The sequence below is a fragment of the Duganella sp. GW821-FHT07F09 genome, assembly GCF_059418705.1.
In genome coordinates this window covers 74,806-94,451 of the sequence record NZ_JBWKQJ010000007.1, presented here as the reverse complement: position 1 = coordinate 94,451, position 19,646 = coordinate 74,806, and the positions used below count along the sequence as shown (strand labels likewise).

Annotated in this window: 14 protein-coding genes; 5 read left to right on the top strand and 9 right to left on the bottom strand. The window is 64.6% G+C overall.

All coding sequences use genetic code 11. The features are described from left to right. Positions 1 to 8: 8 nt before the first annotated feature. The 3 genes from AC07P1_RS19275 to AC07P1_RS19265 form a co-directional block, all read right to left on the bottom strand. On the bottom strand, positions 9 to 551 hold the full coding sequence (locus AC07P1_RS19275) for a GNAT family N-acetyltransferase (protein ID WP_494697326.1): 543 nt from the start codon (positions 549 to 551) through the stop codon (positions 9 to 11). Beyond that, on the bottom strand, positions 551 to 1,132 hold the full coding sequence (locus AC07P1_RS19270) for a helix-turn-helix domain-containing protein (RefSeq protein ID WP_494697325.1): 582 nt from the start codon (positions 1,130 to 1,132) through the stop codon (positions 551 to 553). The genes AC07P1_RS19275 and AC07P1_RS19270 overlap by 1 nt, the downstream gene beginning before the upstream one ends. 82 nt (positions 1,133 to 1,214) lie before the next feature. After that, positions 1,215 to 1,532 (bottom strand): hypothetical protein, encoded by a 318-nt coding sequence (locus AC07P1_RS19265; protein WP_494697324.1) that lies wholly within the window; start codon positions 1,530 to 1,532, stop codon positions 1,215 to 1,217. Between the two features lie 223 nt (positions 1,533 to 1,755). Here AC07P1_RS19265 and AC07P1_RS19260 point away from each other — a divergent pair, with 223 nt between their 5' ends. Together AC07P1_RS19260 and AC07P1_RS19255 are read left to right on the top strand one after the other, a co-directional pair. Next, positions 1,756 to 2,838, top strand: coding sequence for a flavodoxin family protein (locus AC07P1_RS19260; protein ID WP_494697323.1), 1,083 nt, complete (start codon positions 1,756 to 1,758; stop codon positions 2,836 to 2,838). A gap of 80 nt (positions 2,839 to 2,918) precedes the next feature. Then, on the top strand, positions 2,919 to 3,332 hold the full coding sequence (locus AC07P1_RS19255) for a DUF3597 domain-containing protein (RefSeq protein ID WP_494697322.1): 414 nt from the start codon (positions 2,919 to 2,921) through the stop codon (positions 3,330 to 3,332). Between the two features lie 8 nt (positions 3,333 to 3,340). Here the strand turns inward: AC07P1_RS19255 and AC07P1_RS19250 are convergent, their stop codons facing one another. After that, complete coding sequence (locus AC07P1_RS19250; protein ID WP_494697321.1) at positions 3,341 to 6,259, bottom strand: hybrid sensor histidine kinase/response regulator; 2,919 nt, start codon at positions 6,257 to 6,259, stop codon at positions 3,341 to 3,343. A gap of 177 nt (positions 6,260 to 6,436) precedes the next feature. On the opposite strand from AC07P1_RS19250, the gene AC07P1_RS19245 reads away from it, so the two are divergent. Beyond that, positions 6,437 to 7,063, top strand: coding sequence for a LysE family translocator (locus tag AC07P1_RS19245; RefSeq protein ID WP_494697320.1), 627 nt, complete (start codon positions 6,437 to 6,439; stop codon positions 7,061 to 7,063). Positions 7,064 to 7,368: 305 nt separating this feature from the next. Here AC07P1_RS19245 and AC07P1_RS19240 read toward each other — a convergent pair whose 3' ends face one another. Beyond that, positions 7,369 to 8,100: a YceI family protein gene (locus AC07P1_RS19240; RefSeq protein ID WP_494697319.1), complete on the bottom strand. Its 732-nt coding sequence runs from the start codon at positions 8,098 to 8,100 to the stop codon at positions 7,369 to 7,371. A gap of 490 nt (positions 8,101 to 8,590) precedes the next feature. On the opposite strand from AC07P1_RS19240, the gene AC07P1_RS19235 reads away from it, so the two are divergent. Then, positions 8,591 to 9,292 (top strand): glutathione S-transferase family protein, encoded by a 702-nt coding sequence (locus AC07P1_RS19235; protein WP_494697318.1) that lies wholly within the window; start codon positions 8,591 to 8,593, stop codon positions 9,290 to 9,292. A gap of 1 nt (position 9,293) precedes the next feature. Beyond that, positions 9,294 to 9,920 (top strand): glutathione S-transferase family protein, encoded by a 627-nt coding sequence (locus AC07P1_RS19230; protein WP_494697317.1) that lies wholly within the window; start codon positions 9,294 to 9,296, stop codon positions 9,918 to 9,920. A gap of 22 nt (positions 9,921 to 9,942) precedes the next feature. Here the strand turns inward: AC07P1_RS19230 and AC07P1_RS19225 are convergent, their stop codons facing one another. From AC07P1_RS19225 to AC07P1_RS19210, 4 genes are all read right to left on the bottom strand, one after another. Next, positions 9,943 to 10,812 (bottom strand): CheR family methyltransferase, encoded by an 870-nt coding sequence (locus tag AC07P1_RS19225; RefSeq protein WP_494697316.1) that lies wholly within the window; start codon positions 10,810 to 10,812, stop codon positions 9,943 to 9,945. Continuing rightward, on the bottom strand, positions 10,800 to 15,713 hold the full coding sequence (locus AC07P1_RS19220) for a hybrid sensor histidine kinase/response regulator (protein ID WP_494697315.1): 4,914 nt from the start codon (positions 15,711 to 15,713) through the stop codon (positions 10,800 to 10,802). The genes AC07P1_RS19225 and AC07P1_RS19220 overlap by 13 nt, the downstream gene beginning before the upstream one ends. A gap of 4 nt (positions 15,714 to 15,717) precedes the next feature. Next, positions 15,718 to 17,619 (bottom strand): putative bifunctional diguanylate cyclase/phosphodiesterase, encoded by a 1,902-nt coding sequence (locus AC07P1_RS19215; protein WP_494697314.1) that lies wholly within the window; start codon positions 17,617 to 17,619, stop codon positions 15,718 to 15,720. Positions 17,620 to 17,856: 237 nt separating this feature from the next. Continuing rightward, entirely contained in the window at positions 17,857 to 19,437 is a 1,581-nt protein-coding gene (locus AC07P1_RS19210; RefSeq protein WP_494697313.1) for a CehA/McbA family metallohydrolase, read from the bottom strand. Positions 19,438 to 19,646: the final 209 nt, after the last annotated feature.

Genomic DNA, 19,646 nt, shown 5'->3' with positions numbered 1-19,646 from the left:
AGGCTTGATTACTCCAGGTGCTTGTAGAAGAAGGTTGTAGCGCAATAGGCGCCATCGGGCATCAACGCGTATTTCGGCACCGTGCCCGCGCTATGCCAGCCGGCGCGCTGGTACAGCCGCTCGGCGTCGCCGCCGGTGACGGTATCGAGCACCAGCACGCTTTTGCCGACATCGCGCGCGGCGTCGTCGACGGCCGTCATCAATAATCCCGCCACGCCACGCCGGCGCACGTCGCGGTGCACCAGCATCTTGGCGACGTCCGCCCGGTGCGGCTGGTTGTCCGGCAGCGCCGTGATCAATTGCACCGTGCCGACCACCCGACCGGCATCGGTCTCCGCCACCAGCAACACCCGCTCCGCGCGCGCCACCCCTGCCAACACGCCGCGCCAGAATTCCAGCGCCTTCCCGCGCGCCAGCGGCAGCATGAAGCTGACCGAGGCGCCGCCTTCCACGCAATCGATCAGCACATCGGCCAGCGCCAGCGCCAGCGCCTCGCCGCGCTCCCGCGCCTCGTCTGCGTCGATACGGCGCACGGTGATTGAATCGGACATCAGTTTCTCCTCGTCGCGGGTTGGGAGGTCAGCGCGACCAGATAGCGCGCGCGCTCATCGGTGGGGTTGAAGTAGACGATGTGGCGTTCGAGCCGCATGGCGAGCGTGTCGCCCGCTTGCAGCCGCCATTGCTGGTCGCCGACGCCGATCTCCATCGTGCCTTCGATGATCCAGATTTGCTGATGGATGTCGGCGCCGTGCGGCGTGCTGTCGTAGGCGACGCGCTGCCCTGGCGGGAAGGTCACGTCGACCAGTTGTATCGGGGAGGGGGCGGCGGGCGAGAGGCTGCGCCGGGTGTAGCCGGAGGCGGGATCGGTCCATATCGGCTGCCCGGCGGCGCGCGCCACCGGCGACGGTTGCTCCGTCGGCCCGGCCTTGTCCTCGAACAGGCTGGCCAGCGCCACACCCAGCGCGCTGGCCAGTTTATCCAGCACGGCGGCGGTGGGGCTGCTTTCGCCGCGTTCGATCAAGGAGATCGTCGAGCGGCTGACGTTGCTGCGTGCCGCCAATGTATCCAGCGACAGGCTTTGCGCATCGCGCAATTCCCGCACACGGCGGGCAATCAATATGTTGATATCCATGGATTTCCATTTTACAGGAAATCCATGTCCAGTAAACTGGAATCGGTAATGTTGCCGGAAGTTGGCGCTTAGCGGCTAGCGGCTAGCGGTTGGTGTCGGAGCTGTTGTCGCCCCTGGCGCCGGCGGCCCGGTCCCGGTGCGTAGTCTCCGCCGAGGCGGCCGCCGCATCCTGTTTGCTGTCCTGGTAACTCCGGCTCAGGTTGCCCTGGCGCAGACTCTGCTCGGAACGGGCCGGCGCGCGGCCGTGTTGCTCGTTCACGTGCGGCGTGTCGTTGCCTGGATGCCCGACGGCGTGATTGCCGCTCTCCGACATGCCGTCCCGCTGGGGATCGTAGCCGTCGTGGGGCATGTTGGCGCCGGGTTTGAAACCTTTTTCGCTGGGTTTGTTAGGTTGGCTCATGATGCTTCTCCTTGAAAAGAGGGAAGACACTGTCCTTCCCTGAGTTCATATCCTAAGCTGCCCTGACTGTTCAGTGAGTAGGCGCACAGCCCGAGGCGATGTAGGAGTGCACGGGGGGAAACTATCGACATGGCACGCACTCAATGTCGGGACAGAACGTTCGTCCGCGCACGGACGAGTTGCCTCGTCCGGTGACACGATGGGTGATTGCCAGGAGACTTTCATGACAGAAAAAACACCAGAGGTTCGCACCGGCCAGGCGCCGCCGCCGCTGGGCCGCAACGAGTTCCGCCTGCGCTTCATGCGCTCCTTTTACGACCCCGCTTTCGGCCCGGTGGCGGAGGCGCTGGCGCAGGTCGAGGAGGTCGCCTGGAGCAACTATCATGACGGACGCAAGGCGCCTGTGACGCAAAAGGCCGGCGCCGAATTCGCCGATCCCGATTACGATCTGTCGGTCGAGTGGAAGGCCACGCGCGACCGCCTGCTGGCCGCCGAGCGGACGCAGAAAGATCCGCAAACCCGTTCGAGGGTGCTGCTCATCAATGGCTCGGCGCGCAACGACGGCACCTGTCCCGGCGAGATGTCCAAAACCCACCGCATGACGCAGTGGGCGCGCGAGACGCTGGCCGAATCCGGCATCGACAGCGATGTGCTGGACCTGAGCCTGCTCACGTCCAGCTACGATTTGCACATCCATCCGTGCAAGGGCTGCGCGTCGACGGCGATGCCCTTGTGCCATTGGCCGTGCAGCTGCTATCCGAACCACGGCGAGCGCCAGACCAACGACTGGATGGCGGAGATATACGAGCAATGGGTGGCCGCGCACGGCGTGATCATCCTGACGCCGACCTATTGGTATCAGGCGCCGTCGGTGCTGAAGCTGATGATCGACCGGCTGGTGTGCGCTGACGGCGGCAATCCCGATCCGACCACCACGCACGGCAAGAAGGCGGTCGAGGCCAAGGCGCTGGAACTGGCCGGCTGGGGCTATCCCAAGCACCTGGCCGGCCGCGCCTACGGCTTGGTGGTGCATGGCGACGTGGCCGGCATCGAGGGCTTGCGGCGCGGCCTGGCCGACTGGCTCGACTGGATGGGATTGATCGACGCCGGCAAGCAGGCGTCACTGGACCGCTATGTCGGCTACTATGAGTCGTACGCGGAAAGTCATCAGGTGCTGGATCGCGACGAGCTGTTCCAGCAGGAGGTGCGCAACGTGGCCGCCTCGGTGGCTGCGGCGGTGGGACAGCTGCGCGCGGGCACCTTGACCAAGCCGGATGCCGGGGTGCGTCCGGCGCGGCCGAAGTGATACCGAAAGAATGAAAAAGCGGGACGGAACGGATGGCCGCGAAGGCGGTCTATCTTTGATCAACCTTGAAAGGATCTACCATGGGCATACTCAGCAACATTTTCCACAAGATTTTCCCGGGCTCGAAACCTGAAGCGGCGCAAGCCGCCGCCGCGCCTGCCCCGGCCGCCGCGGCACCCGCGGCCACGCCGGCCGCCGCGGCGCCACAGCCGGCCGCCGCCGCGCCGGTGACGCCATTGGTCGATGTCGAAGCGATCCTGACCACGATGCAGCAGCAGAATTCGCAGCAGCTGAACTGGCGCACCTCCATCGTCGACCTGCTCAAGCTGCTGAACCTGGACAGCAGCCTGGCCTCCCGCAAGGAACTGGCCGACGAGCTGCATTACACCGGCGACAAAAACGATTCGGCGTCGATGAATATCTGGTTGCACAAGCAGGTGATGATCAAGCTGTCGGAAAACGGTGGCAAGGTGCCCGCCGAGTTGAAGGACTAAAGTTACGCCTACGCGCTGCTGACGTCCGACGCCCTGGCGTTGTCGACGGCGGTGCGCAGGTCGCTGCAAGCCTTGTGCAGCGCCGCTTCGACGTCCGGCAGCATGTCGGCCACCTCGACCAACTGGCCGGCGGTGGCCGCCGACTCCATTTCGCTGCACAGCGTGTGCAGGTGCGTCGAGCTCAGATAGCCGGCGCTGCCCTTGAGGGCGTGGATGGCGGCCGCCGCCGCGCCGGTATTGCCGGCGATGACGGCGGCGCGCGCCGTTTCCATGCGCCGTGGCGCCTCCTCCAGGAAGGCTTGCGTGATGCGCTGCATGTGCTTGTGCGACATGCCCGCCAGCGGCATGATCTGCACCGCCGCCGGGTCCGGCGGCAAGCCACTGTCCGCGCCAGGGCCGACGCCGAACTGCTGGTCCAGCGCTTCGGTGCGCGCCGCCGTCAGCCGCGCCGCGTCGGTGGCCCGCAGCGGCCGTCCCCGGCTCAGATGCAGGGCGATGATTTTTTCGATCTGGTCGTACAGCAGGCGCTCGTCGACCGGCTTGCTGAGGAAGCCGTCCATGCCGACCGCCAGATAGCGCGCCCGGTCGTGGTCGCTGGCGTTGGCCGTCAGCGCGATGATCGGGATGCCCGGATCGAGCACGCGGTAGTCCTCGCTGCCGCCGCTGCGGATCAGGCGCGCGGCCTGTTCGCCGTCCATCATCGGCATGCGCCCGTCCATCAGCACCAGGTCGTAGGCGGCCGAGCTGAGCGCGTGCAGCGCCTGCAGGCCGTTTTCGACGATGCGGATGTCGTGGCCCATGTTTTCCAGCAGCGTGCTGACGATGATCTGGTTGGTGCGCACGTCCTCGGCGCACAGCACGCGCAGGCGGTAGGCGTGATGTTCCTTGCGCGGCAGGCTGAAGGGATCGATGGCCGGTTCCGCGCCCAGCGCCAGCGGCAACGTCACGCTGAAGGTGGAGCCGGCGCCGACCCGGCTTTCGGCGGCGATCGAGCCGCCCATCAGCTCGACCAGTTCCTTGCAGATGGCCAGGCCGAGGCCGGTGCCGCCGTAGCGGCGCGTGGTCGAGTGGTCGGCCTGTTCGAACTTCTGGAACAGGCGCGGCAAGGTGTCGGCGGGGATGCCGGGGCCGGTGTCGGTGACGTCGAAGCCGATCGTCGCGCGGCCGGCGGCGTCGAGCCTGGCGGAGACGTCGAGCCGTACCTCGCCCCGGTCGGTGAACTTGATGGCGTTGCCCAGCAAATTGAGCAGGATCTGGCGCAGCCGGGTCGGATCGCCGCTGACGTAGCGTGGCAGGTCCAGCGCCAGGTCGCTGCGCAGCAGCAAGCTCTTGGCGTCGGCCTGGCCTTGCAGGATGCCGATGGCGTCGTCGATCAGCGCGATCAGGTCGAAATCGACCGTCTCGATCGACAGCCGGCCGGCGTCGATCTTGGAAAAGTCGAGGATGTCGTTGAGGATGGCCAGCAGCGATTCGCTGTTTTGCAGGCCGATGCGCAGGTATTCCTCGGTCCGCCCGCGCACCGACTGGTCGCGCATGGCGAACTTGATCATGCCGATCACGCCGGCCAGCGGCGTGCGGATGTCGTGGCTCATCGCCGACAGGAAGTCGATGCGGTGGCGGCTGACCACTTCGGCGTGCTCCTTGGCCTCGGTCAGCTGCGCGGTGCGCTCCTGCACGCGCTGTTCCAGCGTGTTGCGCAGCAGCCGGATCTGGTCGGCCAGCGCGAAGGCCAGCAGCACGCCGTCGAGCGTGCCGCCCAGCAAGGTGAACAACTGGGCGTTGGTGACCATCGCCGGGATCAGGCCGACGTTGGCCGGCAGGATCAGCAGGCCGGGCACCATCAGCGCGACGAAGCCGAGCACGAAGAAGCGCGCCGGCTGGTAGCCGCGCCGCCATACCACGATGCCGCTGGTGAGGGCCATCGTCATCCAGATCGTGATGACGATGGTAGCGATGGTGTGGGCGTAGCTGAGGGCCAGGAAGCAGCTCGGCAGGGTCAGCAGCGGCAGCACGATGTTGATGCGGCTGAGCTTATACAGGCGCGGCGCGTACTCCTTCAGGCGCAGGAAGGTGGTGTAGAACAGCGTGCTGAGCACCGGCAACAGGAAGAACGGCACGTAATGCCAGTGCAGGTTGTGCCAGTTGAACAGGTCGGCCGACAGGTGGAAGGTCATGCCCCAGGCGATCGCGTAGCACAGCACGTATAGCGAGTAGTACAGGGAGGAGCGGTCGCGCGTGATCGAGTAGATGAAGAAATTGAATACGGTCAGCGCGAGCAGGGCGCCGATGGAGCCGATGATCAGCACGTTTTCGCGCGCCACCAACTGCTGGTAGGCGGTGCGCGGCATCACCGAGAACACCGGGGTGCGCGCGTAGTACGGGCTGGAGAAGCGGATCAGCACGTGGTAGCGCCGTCCCGGTTGCAGGTCGATGTCCTTGCCGTAGTGCAGCAGGTACGAGTGGGGCTGGCGGTAGCCGGTCAGCATTTGGCGCACGCTGCCGTCTTCGCCGTAGATCTGGATGTCGACCACGTCGATCAGCGTGTCGTTGGGATCGATCACCCAGGCCGACTGGCGGCTGTCGTTGCGCAGCTCGGCCACCAGCCAATAGCCGCCGCCCAGCAGGTCGACTTCCCTGGCCGGTTTGAGGCCGGCCAGCAGCGCCGGCAATCCTTCCGCGGTGGCCGGGTAGGGCTGGCCTTCGTCCACATAGAGCCTGCCGGCCTTGGCGAGGTCCACGCCGCTGCCACTGGTGGCGGTGGCCAATGCGATGGCGGCGGGCGCTTCGGCGGCCACGGCCACTGACTGCGCCAGGTGCCACAGGCAGAACACACTCAGCAGCAAGAGCAACGCGTAGCGTCCGGCATGGCTGGCCGGTACGGTGAACGCGTGGGACATCTTGCTTGCGTTGGTGTTCCGAAGACTCATTGGTGTTCCGAAGCCGCTGGAGGATAGTTTTTTGATCATTTTAAACGAGAACAAGTCTGCCTAAGACAAAATTTGACCGTGAATGCAGGCAACTTTGTTGGCAATATTGCAGCTGAAGAATTGCAGCTGAAGATAACAGGCGGTTATCATGATTGTTTTTGCCTCCGGACAAGACCAGTGCTAATTACTCCAGAACAATTCTTCGGCTTTCTCAGCGCCGCGCTGCTGATCACCATTTCGCCAGGGCCGGACAACTTGATGGTGCTCAGCGTCGGCATGTCGCGTGGACGCCGGCAGGGCATGGTTTTCGGACTGGGGTGCGCGCTCGGCTGCCTGAGCCACACGGTGTTGGCGGCGTTGGGCGTCAGCGCGCTGATCAAGGCGTCGCCGCTGGCCTTCGGCGCGCTCAAGCTGGTGGGCGGCGCGTATCTGGTCTGGCTCGGCATCGGCGCCCTGCGCAGCCGTGGCGGCGCGCGCGTGCAGGGAAGCGTGCCCGACGAAAGCCTGGGCAAGCTGTTTGCCAAGGGGCTGTTCGCCAACGCGATCAATCCGAAGGTGGTGCTGTTCTTCCTGTCGTTCCTGCCGCAGTTCGTGGTGGCCGAGCGCGGCGACGCCAGTTGGCAAACCGCGCAACTGGGCTTGCTGTTCACGGCGCAGGGCGTGTTGGTATTCGGCTTGCTGGGTTATTTTTCGGGCACGGTGGGCGCGTGGATCAACCGCCATCCCGGCGCCGGCATGTGGATGGACCGGGTGGCGGGAGCGATTTTTGTCGGTCTCGGACTGCGGCTGATCATCGCCCGATAAAAAAAGTTTGTTCAGCGGGCGGTTGTCATCATGTCGTCATGCGGCGTTGACATACTGGCCTTGCTCTTTCAAGTCTCTCCCGATTTGAAAACCTTCGGCCCGCGCTCCTTGTCGCGGGCTTTTTTTTATCCGGGGTCAGGTCCTAATGCCGCTAAGTTAAGCGTTCATCTAAATCACGTAGGGCGGATTAGCGCAGCGTAATCCGCCAAGCTCCGTCGGCGGCTCCTGGCGGATTACGGCGTTCCGCCTAATCCGCCCTACGAAAATCGCCTTAACTTAGCGGCATTAGGACCTGACCCCGGAGTTTATTTGGCTACCAGCGAGAAGCGCAGCTCCATTTTGTCCTGTACGGACATGGCGCCGCCCATCACCGAAAACGGCACCAAGCCGAAGTCCGTCTGGTTCAGATCGACCTTGCCGCTGACCGTCATGACGCCGCCGTCTTCGCGCAGATCGACCGGGATGGCGTAATCGCGCGTGACGCCGTGCAGCGTGATCGCCACCCGCAGCGGTTCGCCGGCAGCGCCACGCTCTGCGTGCACCGAGACGATGGGATAGCGCCCGGCGTCGAGCACCTTGGTCAGCATATTGGTCCGCGTGCCGTCGATGGCGTCGACGGACGGCTGCTTGTCGAGGCCGGCGGCACGCCGCAGATCCGGTTCGTCCACCGTCATCTGGTCGAGGCGGAACTGGAAGTCGGCGCGGTTGTGCGCCGGCGCCACCGTGCCGGTGACCGCGCGGCTTGCCACCACGTGATCGTGCCCCAGGCGCGCCAGCACGCCGCCGCGCCGCACGGTGACGGCGATCAGCGATCGGGCGCTGTCGATGTGCAGGACGGCGGCCGCGTTCTGCGTGAGCGCCGTGGCCGGCCCCGGAGCGGCCGGTACCGTCGTGGACGGGGCGGATGGCGCGTTGATGGAGGCGCCCGGAGTTTGCAGCGGCGAGCAGGCCGCCAGCATGATCAGGAGCGCGGCGCCGGCCAGGCCGCACGGCGCGGTTTTCGATGAAGTCTTCGGCGCGCGAGGTGCGCGCGTCATTTGTGAGTGCGTCATTTGGCCGTCATATTGTAAGATTATTATGCGTTCGCTGGTCCCAGCGTGCTCGAGTTGGTCGCCGTACCCAAGCAGGTGCGGGATTTCACAAAGCATGACTCAGCAGGCTCGCCGGTGGCCTGAAACACCGGCACCATCCTACCTAAGTTTCCCTCCCCCGGTTCAACTTAATGAAGTCCTAAGCCTGACTTTGCCGATAACTGGCAAAGTACTACCCATAGCGCGCGGTTCAGCCGAGCGCCCGGTTGCCGGACCCCTACAGCCCGGCACAAATTTCGTTCAGGCGGCACGATCGCCGCCGGACACCGTCCATCCCCACGCTCTCGAGCGTTTTACGACCAGTTTCATCTCACGATGACGCTGGTTTTTTTTTGCGCCATGGGCTCCCGGTGTTATCTATTTTTTATCATTGATGGCGGCGCCATTTTTCGAATCGGGCTATCATCTCTTTAGACAAACTCAAAGGCAGAGACAAATGATCGACCTTTACACCGCCGCCACTCCAAATGGCCACAAGATCTCCATCGCGCTCGAAGAGCTGGAACTGACCTACACGCTGCACGCGCTGGAGCTGTCGACCAATGAGCAGAAGCAGCCGTGGTTCCTGGCGATTAATCCGAACGGCCGCATCCCGGCCATCATCGACCGCTCGGAGGACAACTTCGCCGTGTTCGAATCGGGCGCCATCCTGATCTATCTGGCCGAGAAGACCGGCGAGTTGATGCCCTCCGATTTCAAGGGCCGCTCCAAGGTGCTGCAATGGCTGATGTTCCAGATGGGCGGCGTCGGCCCGATGATGGGGCAGGCGAACGTCTTCTACCGCTACTTCGCCGAGAAGATCCAGCCGGCGATCGACCGCTATCAGGGCGAGAGCAAGCGCCTGTTCCGCGTGCTCGACGGCCACCTGGCCGACCACGAATACCTGGCCGGCGATTATTCGATCGCCGACATCGCCAATTTCGCGTGGGTGAATATTCACAACTGGACCGGCATTCCGGTCGACGATTTGCCGCACTTGCAGCGCTGGCTGGCGGCGATCCGCGAACGGCCCGCCGTCAAGCGCGGCTTGATACTGCCGCCGCGCGTGGAGCGCAGCACGCCCGAGGAGCTGGAGCAAATGGCGGTCGAGGCGCGCAGGATGCTGGAGACCGGCCAATCGCGCGCCGGGGGTGTGTGAGATGAAGTTCTACACGTCGAGCCGCACGCCCAACCCGCGCCGGGTCGCCATGTTCATGGCCGAGAAAGGCCTGGCGGATGTGGAGCAGGTGCAGATCAATCTGTCTACGGGCCAGAACCGGGGCGCCGAGTTCCTCGAGAAGAATCCGTTCGGCCGCGTGCCGGTGCTGGAACTGGACGACGGCCGCTTGCTGAGCGAGACGCGCGCCATTTGCACCTGGCTGGAAGGTTACGCGCCGGAGCCCAATCTGATGGGGGAGGGCTATGACGAGCGGGCTTTCATCGAGATGACGGACCGCCGGGTGGAGCTGCATCTGTTCTTCGGCATCGCCAACTGCGTGCGGCACACGCATCCCGGCCTGGCGATGCTGGAGCAGCCGCAGTTCGCCGATTTCGGCGCGTCGCAGGGCGAGAAGATGCGCGAGACGGCGCGCTGGCTGGACCGCACGCTCTCCAACCAGCCGTTCGTCGCCGGGCAGCGCTTCACCATCGCCGACATCACGGCGTTCTGCGCGCTGGAGTTCGCGCGCGGGTTGATGAAGTTCCGGCCTTCCGCCGAGGGGATGCCGCATTTGCAGGCGTGGCGCGACCGCATCGCGGAGCGCCCCAGCGCCTCGGTGCGGTTTTAATCGACCGCACCAAGCCGCCCCTTCAAGCCACCCGCTTGTACCAGGGCTGGTGCGGGAAGACCTGTCTGTACTGTCGCGCCAGCGGTTCGTTGTCGTCGAACGGGCGGTCCAGCACCAGCATGCCCGATTGCGCCAGGCTGTCGTCGAACAGCCGCATCACGCGCTCCCTGAGCGGCGGGCCGAAGTCCGGCAACGCCCGATCGGCCACGATCATCTGGAATTCGTTGAACGAGGCGTCCGTCACCAGGTTGTATTGCGCCCACGTGATGCGGCTGCGCAGGTGCGGCAGCGGCACGGCGCGCGTGCCTTCCGCGTTCACCTCGAAATAGTCGATCAGGCGGCCGACGCCACCGCTCTTTATATAGTTACCCTGCAGTTCAGCCAGCCGCGCCATCGGCAGGCTGGCTTGCAGCGCCTCGTCCAGCAGCGCGTCGCTGGCGACGGTGGCATAGATCTCCGTTCGTGGACCCAGTTGCTCCTGCTCCAGCAGGATCGCCAGTGTCCATGCCTGCTGGGCGCCGGCGCAATCGGCCAGCCAGACGCGCGGCAACGCGGCGCCGTGCAGGCACACGCCCAGCGACATGCGCAGCAGCGCGGTTTCCGATGCGTTGTCGAACATCCGCGCCGGTTCGACATACATCGCCTTCAGGAAGGCGTCGCGGGCGGCCGGCTCGTGCAGCACCCTGGCCTGCAGCGCCGAGATACTGTCCGCGGACAGTTCGGCCATGAGCTGCCGCACCTTGCCGCGCACCAGATCCCGTCCATAGCCACGGTAGTCGTAGCCATGGCATTGGAACAGCGCCTCCAATAACAGCTCCAGTTCCAACTCCTCGACCGAAGACGGGGAGTGGCGCCGCGCCGATGGCATCATGTCGCCCATCAGTGCAGCCACACCCGCATCAGCGACAGCAGTTGCGCCACGTCCACCGGCTTGGTGATGTAGTCGGACGCGCCGGCGGCGATACACTTATCCCGGTCGCCCTTCATCGCCTTGGCGGTCAACGTGATGATCGGCAGCGATTTGAACTTGGGGATGCGCCGGATCGCGCGCATGGTGTCGTAGCCGTCCATCTCCGGCATCATGATGTCCATCAGGACGATCTCGATGGTCGGATCTTTTTCCAGCACCTCGATGCCGTCGCGGCCATTTTCGGCGAACGATACCTGCATCTGCTGGCGCTCCAGCAGCGACGACAGCGCGAAGATGTTGCGCAGGTCATCGTCGACGATCAGCACCTTGCGCCCGGCCAGGCCGCCATCGGCCGCGTGGATCTCCTCCAGCATGCGGCGTTGCGCCTCCGGCAGGCTGGCCTGGGAGCGGTGCAGGAACAGCGCCGTCTCGTCGAGCAGGCGTTCCGGCGAGCGCGCGTCCTTGATGACGATGGTCTTGGCGTAGCGTTTGAGCTTGGCCACTTCCTTGCGGTTCAAGTCCTTGGCGGTGTTGATGACGATCGGCAGGTCGCGCAGCGATTCGTCCTTGCCGATAATGTCGAGCAGGTCGAAGCCGGAAATGTCCGGCAAGGTCAGGTCGAGCACCATGCAGTCGAAGCGCTGTTCGCGCAGCGCTTCCAGCGCGGCCTTGCCGGTGTCGACGGCGACGATGTGGAGGTCGGCGTCGCCGATCAGCGCGACGATGGAGTCGCGCTGCGCCGGTTCGTCGTCCACCACCAGCAGGCTGCGTTTTCCGCCCAACAGGAATTTCTGTATCCGCGCGAATTCCTCCTGCAGCGTCGCCTTGCTGACCGGTTTGTTCAGGTAGGAGATGGCGCCCAGGCGCAGCGCGCGCTCGCGTTCGCGCAGGCTGGACATCACATGCACGGGGATGTGGCGCGTGCTCGGGTCGCGTTTGAGACGGTCGAGCACCGTGAAGCCATCGATGTCCGGCAGGTCGAGGTCAAGCAGGATCGCCGACGGCAGGTAGTCGCGCGCCAGGCTCAGGGCGGAATCGCCCTGCATGGTGACGACGCCCTTGAAGTTCTTCTCGCGCGCGAAGCCCAGCACGATCTTGGCGAAGCGCTCGTCGTCCTCGATGATCAGCACCGACGGGTCGCCCGGCGCCACCAGGCCGCGATCGTCGCTGGTGCTGTATTCGCTGATGTCGGCATCGAGCTCGCTGGCCGCGGCGGCGCCATCGTGCTCCGGCATCGACAGTTCGCTGTAGTGCGGCGCGGAGTAGACGATGTTGGGCGCCGGCATGGCCGGCATCGGCAGGCGCACCTGCGGCTGGCGGCCCATGTCGTAGTTGATGAAGCCCGCGCGGTTGTATGGCAGGAACAGCGTGAACGTGGAGCCGTTGCCGACCACCGATTCGACGCGGATCTCACCGCCCAGGAGCCGCGCCAGTTCGCGCGAGATCGACAGCCCCAGGCCCGTGCCGCCGTATTTGCGGGCGGTCGAACCGTCGGCCTGCTGGAACGCCTCGAAAATCAGCTGCAGTTTGTCGGCGGCGATGCCGACGCCGGTGTCGCTGACGGCGAAGGCCAGCACCGCGTCGGCGTGGATCAGGTTCGGGTGGTCGTTGGAGAAGCCGCTGTTGACAAGACTGATGACCAGCGAGACCTGGCCGTGCGTGGTGAACTTGAACGCGTTCGACAGCAGGTTTTTCAGCACCTGCTGCAGGCGCGTGGTGTCGGTCATCATCGCGGTCGGCAGGTTCTCGCGCAGGTCGACCGAGAAGCCGAGATGCTTGGCTTCGGCCATGTGGCGGAAGGTGCGGTCGACGTAGTTGCGCAGGTTCTGGAAGCGATACTCGGAGACGTCCAGGGTCACCGTGCCCGACTCGATCTTCGACAGGTCGAGAATGTCGTTAATCAGGGTAAGCAGGTCGGAGCCGGAGCCGTGGATGGTCTTGGCGAATTCCACCTGCTTGCCCGACAGGTTGCCGTCCGGGTTGTCGCCCAGTTGCTGCGCCAGGATCAGCAGCGAATTCAATGGCGTACGCAGCTCGTGCGACATATTGGCCAGGAACTCGGATTTGTACTTGGACGACAGCGCCAGCTGGGTGGCCTTTTCCTCCAGCGCCAGCTTGGCCTGCTCCACTTCGCGGTTCTTGCGCTCCACCTCGATGTTCTGCTCCGACAGCAGGCGGGCTTTTTCGGCCAGTTCCTGGTTGGTCTGTTGCAGTTCCTGCGCCAGCGATTGCGATTGCGTCAGCAGCGATTCGGTGCGGCTGTTCGCCTCGATGGTGTTGAGCACCACGCCGATCGATTCCATCAACTGGTCGAGGAAGGACAGGTGGGTTTCGGTGAAGCGGTCCAGCGACGCGATCTCGATGACGGCCTTGACCTGCTGCTCGAACAGGATAGGCAGCACGACGATGTTGGTCGGCGGCGCCGCGCCCAGGCCCGACGAGACGACGATGTAATCGCGCGGCACGTCGGTCAGCCAGATGCGCACCTTCTCCAACGCGCACTGGCCCACCAGGCCTTCGCCGGGCAGGAAGGAGGTCGGCAGCTTGCGGCTGGAACGGTAGCCGTAGCTGGCGATCATGCGCAGGCGGGCGTCCGATTCCTGCGAGTCCATCATGTAGAACACGCCGTGGTGGGCCGACACCAGCGGCGCCAGCTCCGACAGAATCAGCTTGGTCACGGCCTGCAAGTCGCGCTGGCCCTGCAGCAGGCGGGTGAAGCGCGCCAGGTTGGTTTTCAGCCAATCCTGCTGCGCGTTCTTCAATGTCGTGTCCTTCAGGTTGCGGATCATCTCGTTGATGTTGTCCTTCAGGTAGGACACCTCGCCGCGCGCCTCCACCTGGATCGAACGGGACAAGTCGCCGCGCGTCACCGCCGTCGCCACCTCGGCGATCGCGCGCACCTGGTTGGTCAGGTTCGCCGCCAGCTGGTTGACGTTCTCGGTCAAGTCTTTCCACGTACCGGCCACGCCGGACACGTTTGCCTGTCCGCCCAGCTTACCCTCGGTGCCGACCTCGCGCGCCACCCGCGTCACTTCCGACGCGAACGACGACAGTTGGTCCACCATGACGTTGATGGTGTCTTTCAGCTCGAGGATCTCGCCCTTGACGTCCACCGTGATTTTCTTTGACAGGTCGCCGCGCGCCACGGCGGTGGTCACCGCCGCGATGTTGCGCACCTGGCCCGTCAGGTTCGACGCCATGAAGTTGACGTTGTCGGTCAAATCCTTCCAGGTGCCGCCGACGCCGGGCACATACGCCTGGCCACCCAGCTTGCCCTCGGTGCCGACCTCCCGCGCAACCCGCGTCACTTCGGACGCGAACGAGGACAGTTGGTCCACCATCACGTTGATGGTGTTTTTCAGTTCCAGGATCTCGCCCTTGACGTCCACCGTGATCTTTTTCGACAGGTCGCCGTTGGCCACGGCGGTGGTCACGTCGGCGATGTTACGCACCTGACCCGTGAGGTTACCCGCCATCGAGTTCACGCCGTCGGTCAAGTCCTTCCACGTGCCGGCGACGCCGGGCACGTTGGCCTGGCCGCCCAGCTTACCCTCGGTGCCGACCTCGCGCGCCACGCGGGTCACCTCCGAGGCGAAGGAGTTCAATTGGTCGACCATCACGTTGATGGTGTTCTTCAATTCCAGGATCTCGCCCTTGACGTCCACCGTGATCTTTTTCGACAAGTCGCCGTTGGCCACGGCGGTGGTCACGTCGGCGATGTTGCGCACCTGGCCCGTCAAGTTACCCGCCATCGAGTTGACCGAGTCGGTCAAGTCCTTCCAGGTGCCGGCCACGCCTTTCACCTGAGCCTGGCCGCCCAGTTTGCCCTCGGTGCCGACCTCCCGCGCCACCCGCGTGACCTCCGACGCGAACGAGGACAATTGGTCCACCATCACGTTGATGGTGTTTTTCAGTTCCAGGATCTCGCCCTTGACGTCCACCGTGATTTTCTTCGACAAGTCGCCGTTGGCCACCGCCGTCGTCACCGCCGCGATGTTGCGCACCTGGCCCGTCAGGTTGGACGCCATGAAGTTGACGTTGTCGGTCAAGTCCTTCCAGGTGCCGCCGACGCCCGGCACGTAGGCCTGTCCGCCCAGCTTACCCTCGGTGCCGACCTCGCGCGCCACGCGCGTCACCTCCGACGCGAAGGAGCGCAGCTGGTCCACCATGACGTTGATGGTGTCCTTCAGTTGGAGGATCTCGCCGCGCACGTCGACCGTGATCTTCTTGGACAAGTCGCCGTTGGCCACGGCGGTGGTCACCTCGGCGATGTTACGCACCTGCGAGGTCAGGTTGCCCGCCATCGAGTTGACCGAGTCGGTCAAGTCCTTCCAGGTGCCGGCCACGCCTTTCACCTGCGCCTGGCCTCCCAGCTTGCCCTCGGTGCCGACCTCGCGCGCCACGCGCGTGACCTCGGAGGAGAACGACGACAATTGTTCCACCATCGTGTTGGCGGTGGTGGCCGCGCGCAGGTACTGGCCCTTGAGCGGATGGCCGTCGACCTCCAGCGCCATGGTCTGCGACAGGTCGCCCTTGGCGACGGCGCCGATGACGCGCGCCATTTCCGTGGTCGGGCGCACCAGATCGTCGATCAGCGCGTTGACGGCGCTGATGATGGTGGCCCAGCCGCCGGCCATGTTGGGTACTTGCGCGCGCTGCGTCAGCCGGCCTTCGCGGCCGACCACGCGACTGACGTCGGTGACGACGTGGACCATCTTTTCCTTGGTCTCGATAATGTCGTTCAATGTGTCCGCTATTTTGCCGGACATGCCGGTCCAGTCGGAGGGCATGCGGGCGGAGAAGTCGCCTTTTTTTAGGGCCATCAGCGTCGCCAGCAGGATCTTCAGATCCAGCTGTTCGCCCAGGTCGGTCATATTATTCATCGGCTTAATCCTCGTTGTTCAGGAGGGAGTGGGTGGTGGTTGAAAGGGTTGAAAGGGGGAAGGGCGCGCCCGGCGCGACATGCCGCAGCACGTCGGCGGCCGGCTGCGGCGGTGCAAAGAGCTCCCCCTGGCAGTTGTCGCAGCCCAGCTTGCGCAGTACTTCGAGTTGCTGGCGCTGGTCCACGCCCAGCGCCACGACGCGCATCGACAGGGCGCGCGCGAGGTGGGTCACGGCGGCGACGATGTCGGTGCCGCCCTGGTCGTTGCCGATGGCGTGGATGAACACCGGATCTATCTTTAGCACGTCGAGCTGCCAGCGCTTGCACGCGGCCAGCGAGGAGCGCGCGCTGCCGAAATCGTCCAGCGCGCCGCGCACGCCGGCCGCCTGCAGCTGCGCCAGCACCTGCTCCAGCGGTCCGGCGGCGCCCTGCAGCAGTTTTTCATTGAGCTCGACGCCGATGCTGCCCGGCGCCAGGCCGTGCATGCGCATCGCCGGCAGCAGCACCTGTAGCAGTTCGCCGTGCAGCTGCGGCGTGGCCAGGTTGATCCAGATGCACAGCGGACCGGCCGGCTGGCCCTCGTCGCCCGCCACCGCCCGCTGCCACAGCGCCGACTGCGAACATGCCTGGGCGATGACCCAGACATCGATCCGGTCCAGCAGCACGCGGTCCTGCACGTGCGGCAGGAACTGCGCCGCCTCCAGCACTCCCCGTTCGGGATGATGCCAGTACAGCAGCGCCTCGGCGGCGACGGTCCGGCCGCTGCGGATCTCGATCTGCGGCTGGTAGCGCAGCTCCAGCTCGCCGCCGCTCATCGCCTGGCGCAGCTCCACCGTCCATTGCGTGCGTTCGCGCTCGCGCACATTCAGGCCTTCGTGGAAGAACTGCACCGGCGCCTCGGGATTCTGCTTGGCGTGGTACATCGCGGTGTCGGCGTGTTTCATCAGCAGTTGGGCGTTGACGCCGTCCTGCGGGTACAGGGCGATGCCGATGCTGGCCGCCGTTTTCAGACGGTGGCCGCCGATCTCGAAGGGCAGGGCGCAGGCCATCTCGATCTTGCGCGCCACGCGGGCGGCGTTGGCCGAGGCGGCGCGGCCTTCGATCAGCACGACGAATTCGTCGCCGCCCAGGCGCGCGACGATGTCGGCCACGCGCACCGCCGCCGACAAGCGCGCCGACACCTGGCGCAGCAGTTCGTCGCCGGCTTCATGGCCGTAGTTGTCGTTGATTTGCTTGAACTTGTCGAGGTCCAGGAACAGCAAGGCGAAGCCGATGCCGTTGCGGTCGGAGACGGCGACGGCGTGTTCGAGATGCTGGATCAGCGCGCGGCGGTTGACCAGATTGGTCAGCACGTCGCGCGTGGACAGGTCGTGCGCGCGCTGCTCGGCGACCTTGCGCTCCTTGATCTCCAGTTCCAGCTCGCCATTGATGCGCTGCAGATCCTGCATGCGCTGCACGCGCAAATCCTGGTTCAGGCGCACCAGTTCCTCGCTCTTGCTTTGCAACTGCATGTTTTTCACCGCCATGTCGACGAACACCGCGACCTTGGCCTGCAGGATCTGCGGGATCACCGGCGTAAACAGGTAGTCGGCGGCGCCGGCCTGGTAGGCCCGTAGCCGGTTCATTTCGTCGGCGTAGTGGGCGGTGATGAAGATGATCGGCACGCTGGCCGAGCGCGGATGCGAGTGGATCGCCTCGGCCGTCTCGAAACCGTCCATGCCCGGCATGCTGACGTCGAGCAAGATCACGGCGAACTCGTGCAGCAGCACATGGCGTAGCGCCTCCTTGCCCGACGCTGCGGTGATCAGCTCGTATATCTGCTGTTCGACCGCATTTGTGAGCAAGCTTTCCAGCGCATACAAGCTTGCCGGATCGTCGTTGACGAGAAGAACTTTTGGGATCTGCACGGCGGGCTGTATGGTTGTCAGGTTACGGTCCGGTGGATTCAGTCTGGAAGATAAAAGATACTCCTGTGTGTCTGGGAGTCAAGCAATATTGTGCAATGCCGCAACATGGCGGTTTCGATTATTGTAGCTATCTGACAAGGTAGTTGGCAACGTTTTCACCCGGTTCTTAGAGTACAGGAAATATATGTGCCCGCGCGCACGCTTAGCATGTGTTTGTGCCGCACAACAACGTGTGCCTTATCGCCGCCGCTGGTCGATCCAGATCGGCGCGCTCCACAACATTTTTCCATCGGTTTGCGTCACCTTCGCGTAGTAAAAATGCGCGCCGGGTGTGGGGGTGAGCACGGTCCTGGCTTTGCGGCTGAGGACCTGCACCGCGCCGTATCGTCCGGGTACGCCGGCAAACAGATTGATGGCGGCGGGCCGCTGGCCGCGCTTGCCGGTGTAGCGCACCTGCAAGGTCAGCTTGCCTTTGTTGTCGAAGCGTTCCCCCATCATGCGGCCGTTGGCCGTCAGGATCAGCTCGGCGTTCTTGTCCATGGTCGCGTACACCCGGCGGGCCTTGAGCGCGGCCAGGAAGGTGTCGGCGGCCAGCGGTTCGCCGCGCTTGATCAGCACGCCAGTGCGGTTGCCGGACGACGCGCCCCAGTTGGCGCAGTGGTTGTCCTGGTTGCTGCTGAAGGCGACGTGGTAGCCGGCCTCGAGCAGCTTGTTGCAGCCCGCTTCGTAGTTGCTGTGCTGCGGCTCGGATTCGTCGGTGCGGGTCGAGAAGGCGTTGCTGTTCATGACCTCGCATAACACCATGGCGGCGTCGCCGTCCGGCGTCCAGGCCAGCGGTTTGCCGCCAATGGCGAACTGGTCTGCCCTGGGGTGGTTGAACTGGCCCAGCCAGCCACGCTGGCGCATCAGCGCGTACAGCGTGGCGTAATCGCTCCTGGGAGTGGCGGTGTCGGCCAGCAGTTCGCCGGCGGCATTGCGCTCCCAGCCGAGCAGGTCGCCGCTGTTGAGAATGTTCAAGTGGCCGCCGTTGTCGATCACGCCCCATTCCTGTCCGTAAATGCCGAGAAAACCGGGATGCGCCAGATTCCAGTTGCCGGCCGCATGGATGCCGCTCTGGTACAGCGCCTTGACGGCCGCCGGGTTGGCGCCGGCGTTGGTGCCGCTGGAACCGTCGAACATGTGGTTGTGTTCGGACGTCATCAGAAAATCCAGGCCGTGCCGTTGTGCGAAACCGTAGGCCTCGGTCGGGCCGAGCGCCGCGCTCTGCGGCGCCTGCGAGCCGGTGCAGTGGGCCAGCGCGCCGCCGCCGTCGCTGTGGTTGGTCTGGCTGTGCAGATTGCCGAGGTAGGCCGTGTATGGTGTGGCGCGCGGGCCGGCCGGCGCCGGTGCGGTGGAGAACGGGGGCGGACGGGCGATGGTCGGCGCGGGGCGGCGTAGGCCCACGGCCACGTCCCAAGTTTGTTCCACATCAATATTGTTGTCGATAGTGTCGCCGATGCCGGATTCGAGACCGGCGCGAAGGCGCAGCCGGTAGACGCCGGCCGGCAGCCTGGCCGTCTTGCGGCCGGTGATGAAGCGGACCGCCACCTTGACCGGTGCGGCGGCGAGCGCCCGCCGTCCTTTCCAATGCTTGAGTACGCGTCCATCGTCGCGCAATAATTCCAGCCGCCAACGTACTTGTTGCGTTTGCTCACTATCCGGGTAGTTGAAATGCAGTGTAATGGTCCGCATGCCCTTGGTGTCGGCATGAAAGGGCGCTTGCAGCACGGCCTCGAATTCGCGATGGTCCGACTCCGAGGCTTGGCATCCCAAGGGCATGGCGACGCAAGCGCAGCAAAAAATCGTCAGAATAGTTGCAGATACAACAGATGTGGCAGGCATGACGCGCTCCGTCGATGAGTATTTTTACAGGCTCATCAATTAGAGCGTCCGTTACGGCATAAGGTTCCGTTGAATTCTCACCAAATCTATCGAATTCTTTCGCTGGTTACTCGACGGCATTAATAGTATGCTGCTGTGATGCAAAA

Excerpts from the sequence above, each read along its gene's own strand:
- AC07P1_RS19230 (WP_494697317.1), top strand. The coding sequence starts at position 9,294 with ATGAAGTTCTACACGTCGAGCCGCACGCCCAACCCGCGCCGGGTCGCC.
- AC07P1_RS19240 (WP_494697319.1), bottom strand. The coding sequence starts at position 8,100 with ATGACGCGCGCACCTCGCGCGCCGAAGACTTCATCGAAAACCGCGCCG.
- AC07P1_RS19255 (WP_494697322.1), top strand. The coding sequence starts at position 2,919 with ATGGGCATACTCAGCAACATTTTCCACAAGATTTTCCCGGGCTCGAAA.
- AC07P1_RS19250 (WP_494697321.1), bottom strand. The coding sequence starts at position 6,259 with ATGAGTCTTCGGAACACCAACGCAAGCAAGATGTCCCACGCGTTCACC.
- AC07P1_RS19260 (WP_494697323.1), top strand. The coding sequence starts at position 1,756 with ATGACAGAAAAAACACCAGAGGTTCGCACCGGCCAGGCGCCGCCGCCG.
- AC07P1_RS19270 (WP_494697325.1), bottom strand. The coding sequence starts at position 1,132 with ATGGATATCAACATATTGATTGCCCGCCGTGTGCGGGAATTGCGCGAT.
- AC07P1_RS19235 (WP_494697318.1), top strand. The coding sequence starts at position 8,591 with ATGATCGACCTTTACACCGCCGCCACTCCAAATGGCCACAAGATCTCC.
- AC07P1_RS19210 (WP_494697313.1), bottom strand. The coding sequence starts at position 19,437 with ATGCCCTTGGGATGCCAAGCCTCGGAGTCGGACCATCGCGAATTCGAG.
- AC07P1_RS19220 (WP_494697315.1), bottom strand. The coding sequence starts at position 15,713 with ATGAATAATATGACCGACCTGGGCGAACAGCTGGATCTGAAGATCCTG.
- AC07P1_RS19275 (WP_494697326.1), bottom strand. The coding sequence starts at position 551 with ATGTCCGATTCAATCACCGTGCGCCGTATCGACGCAGACGAGGCGCGG.
- AC07P1_RS19265 (WP_494697324.1), bottom strand. The coding sequence starts at position 1,532 with ATGAGCCAACCTAACAAACCCAGCGAAAAAGGTTTCAAACCCGGCGCC.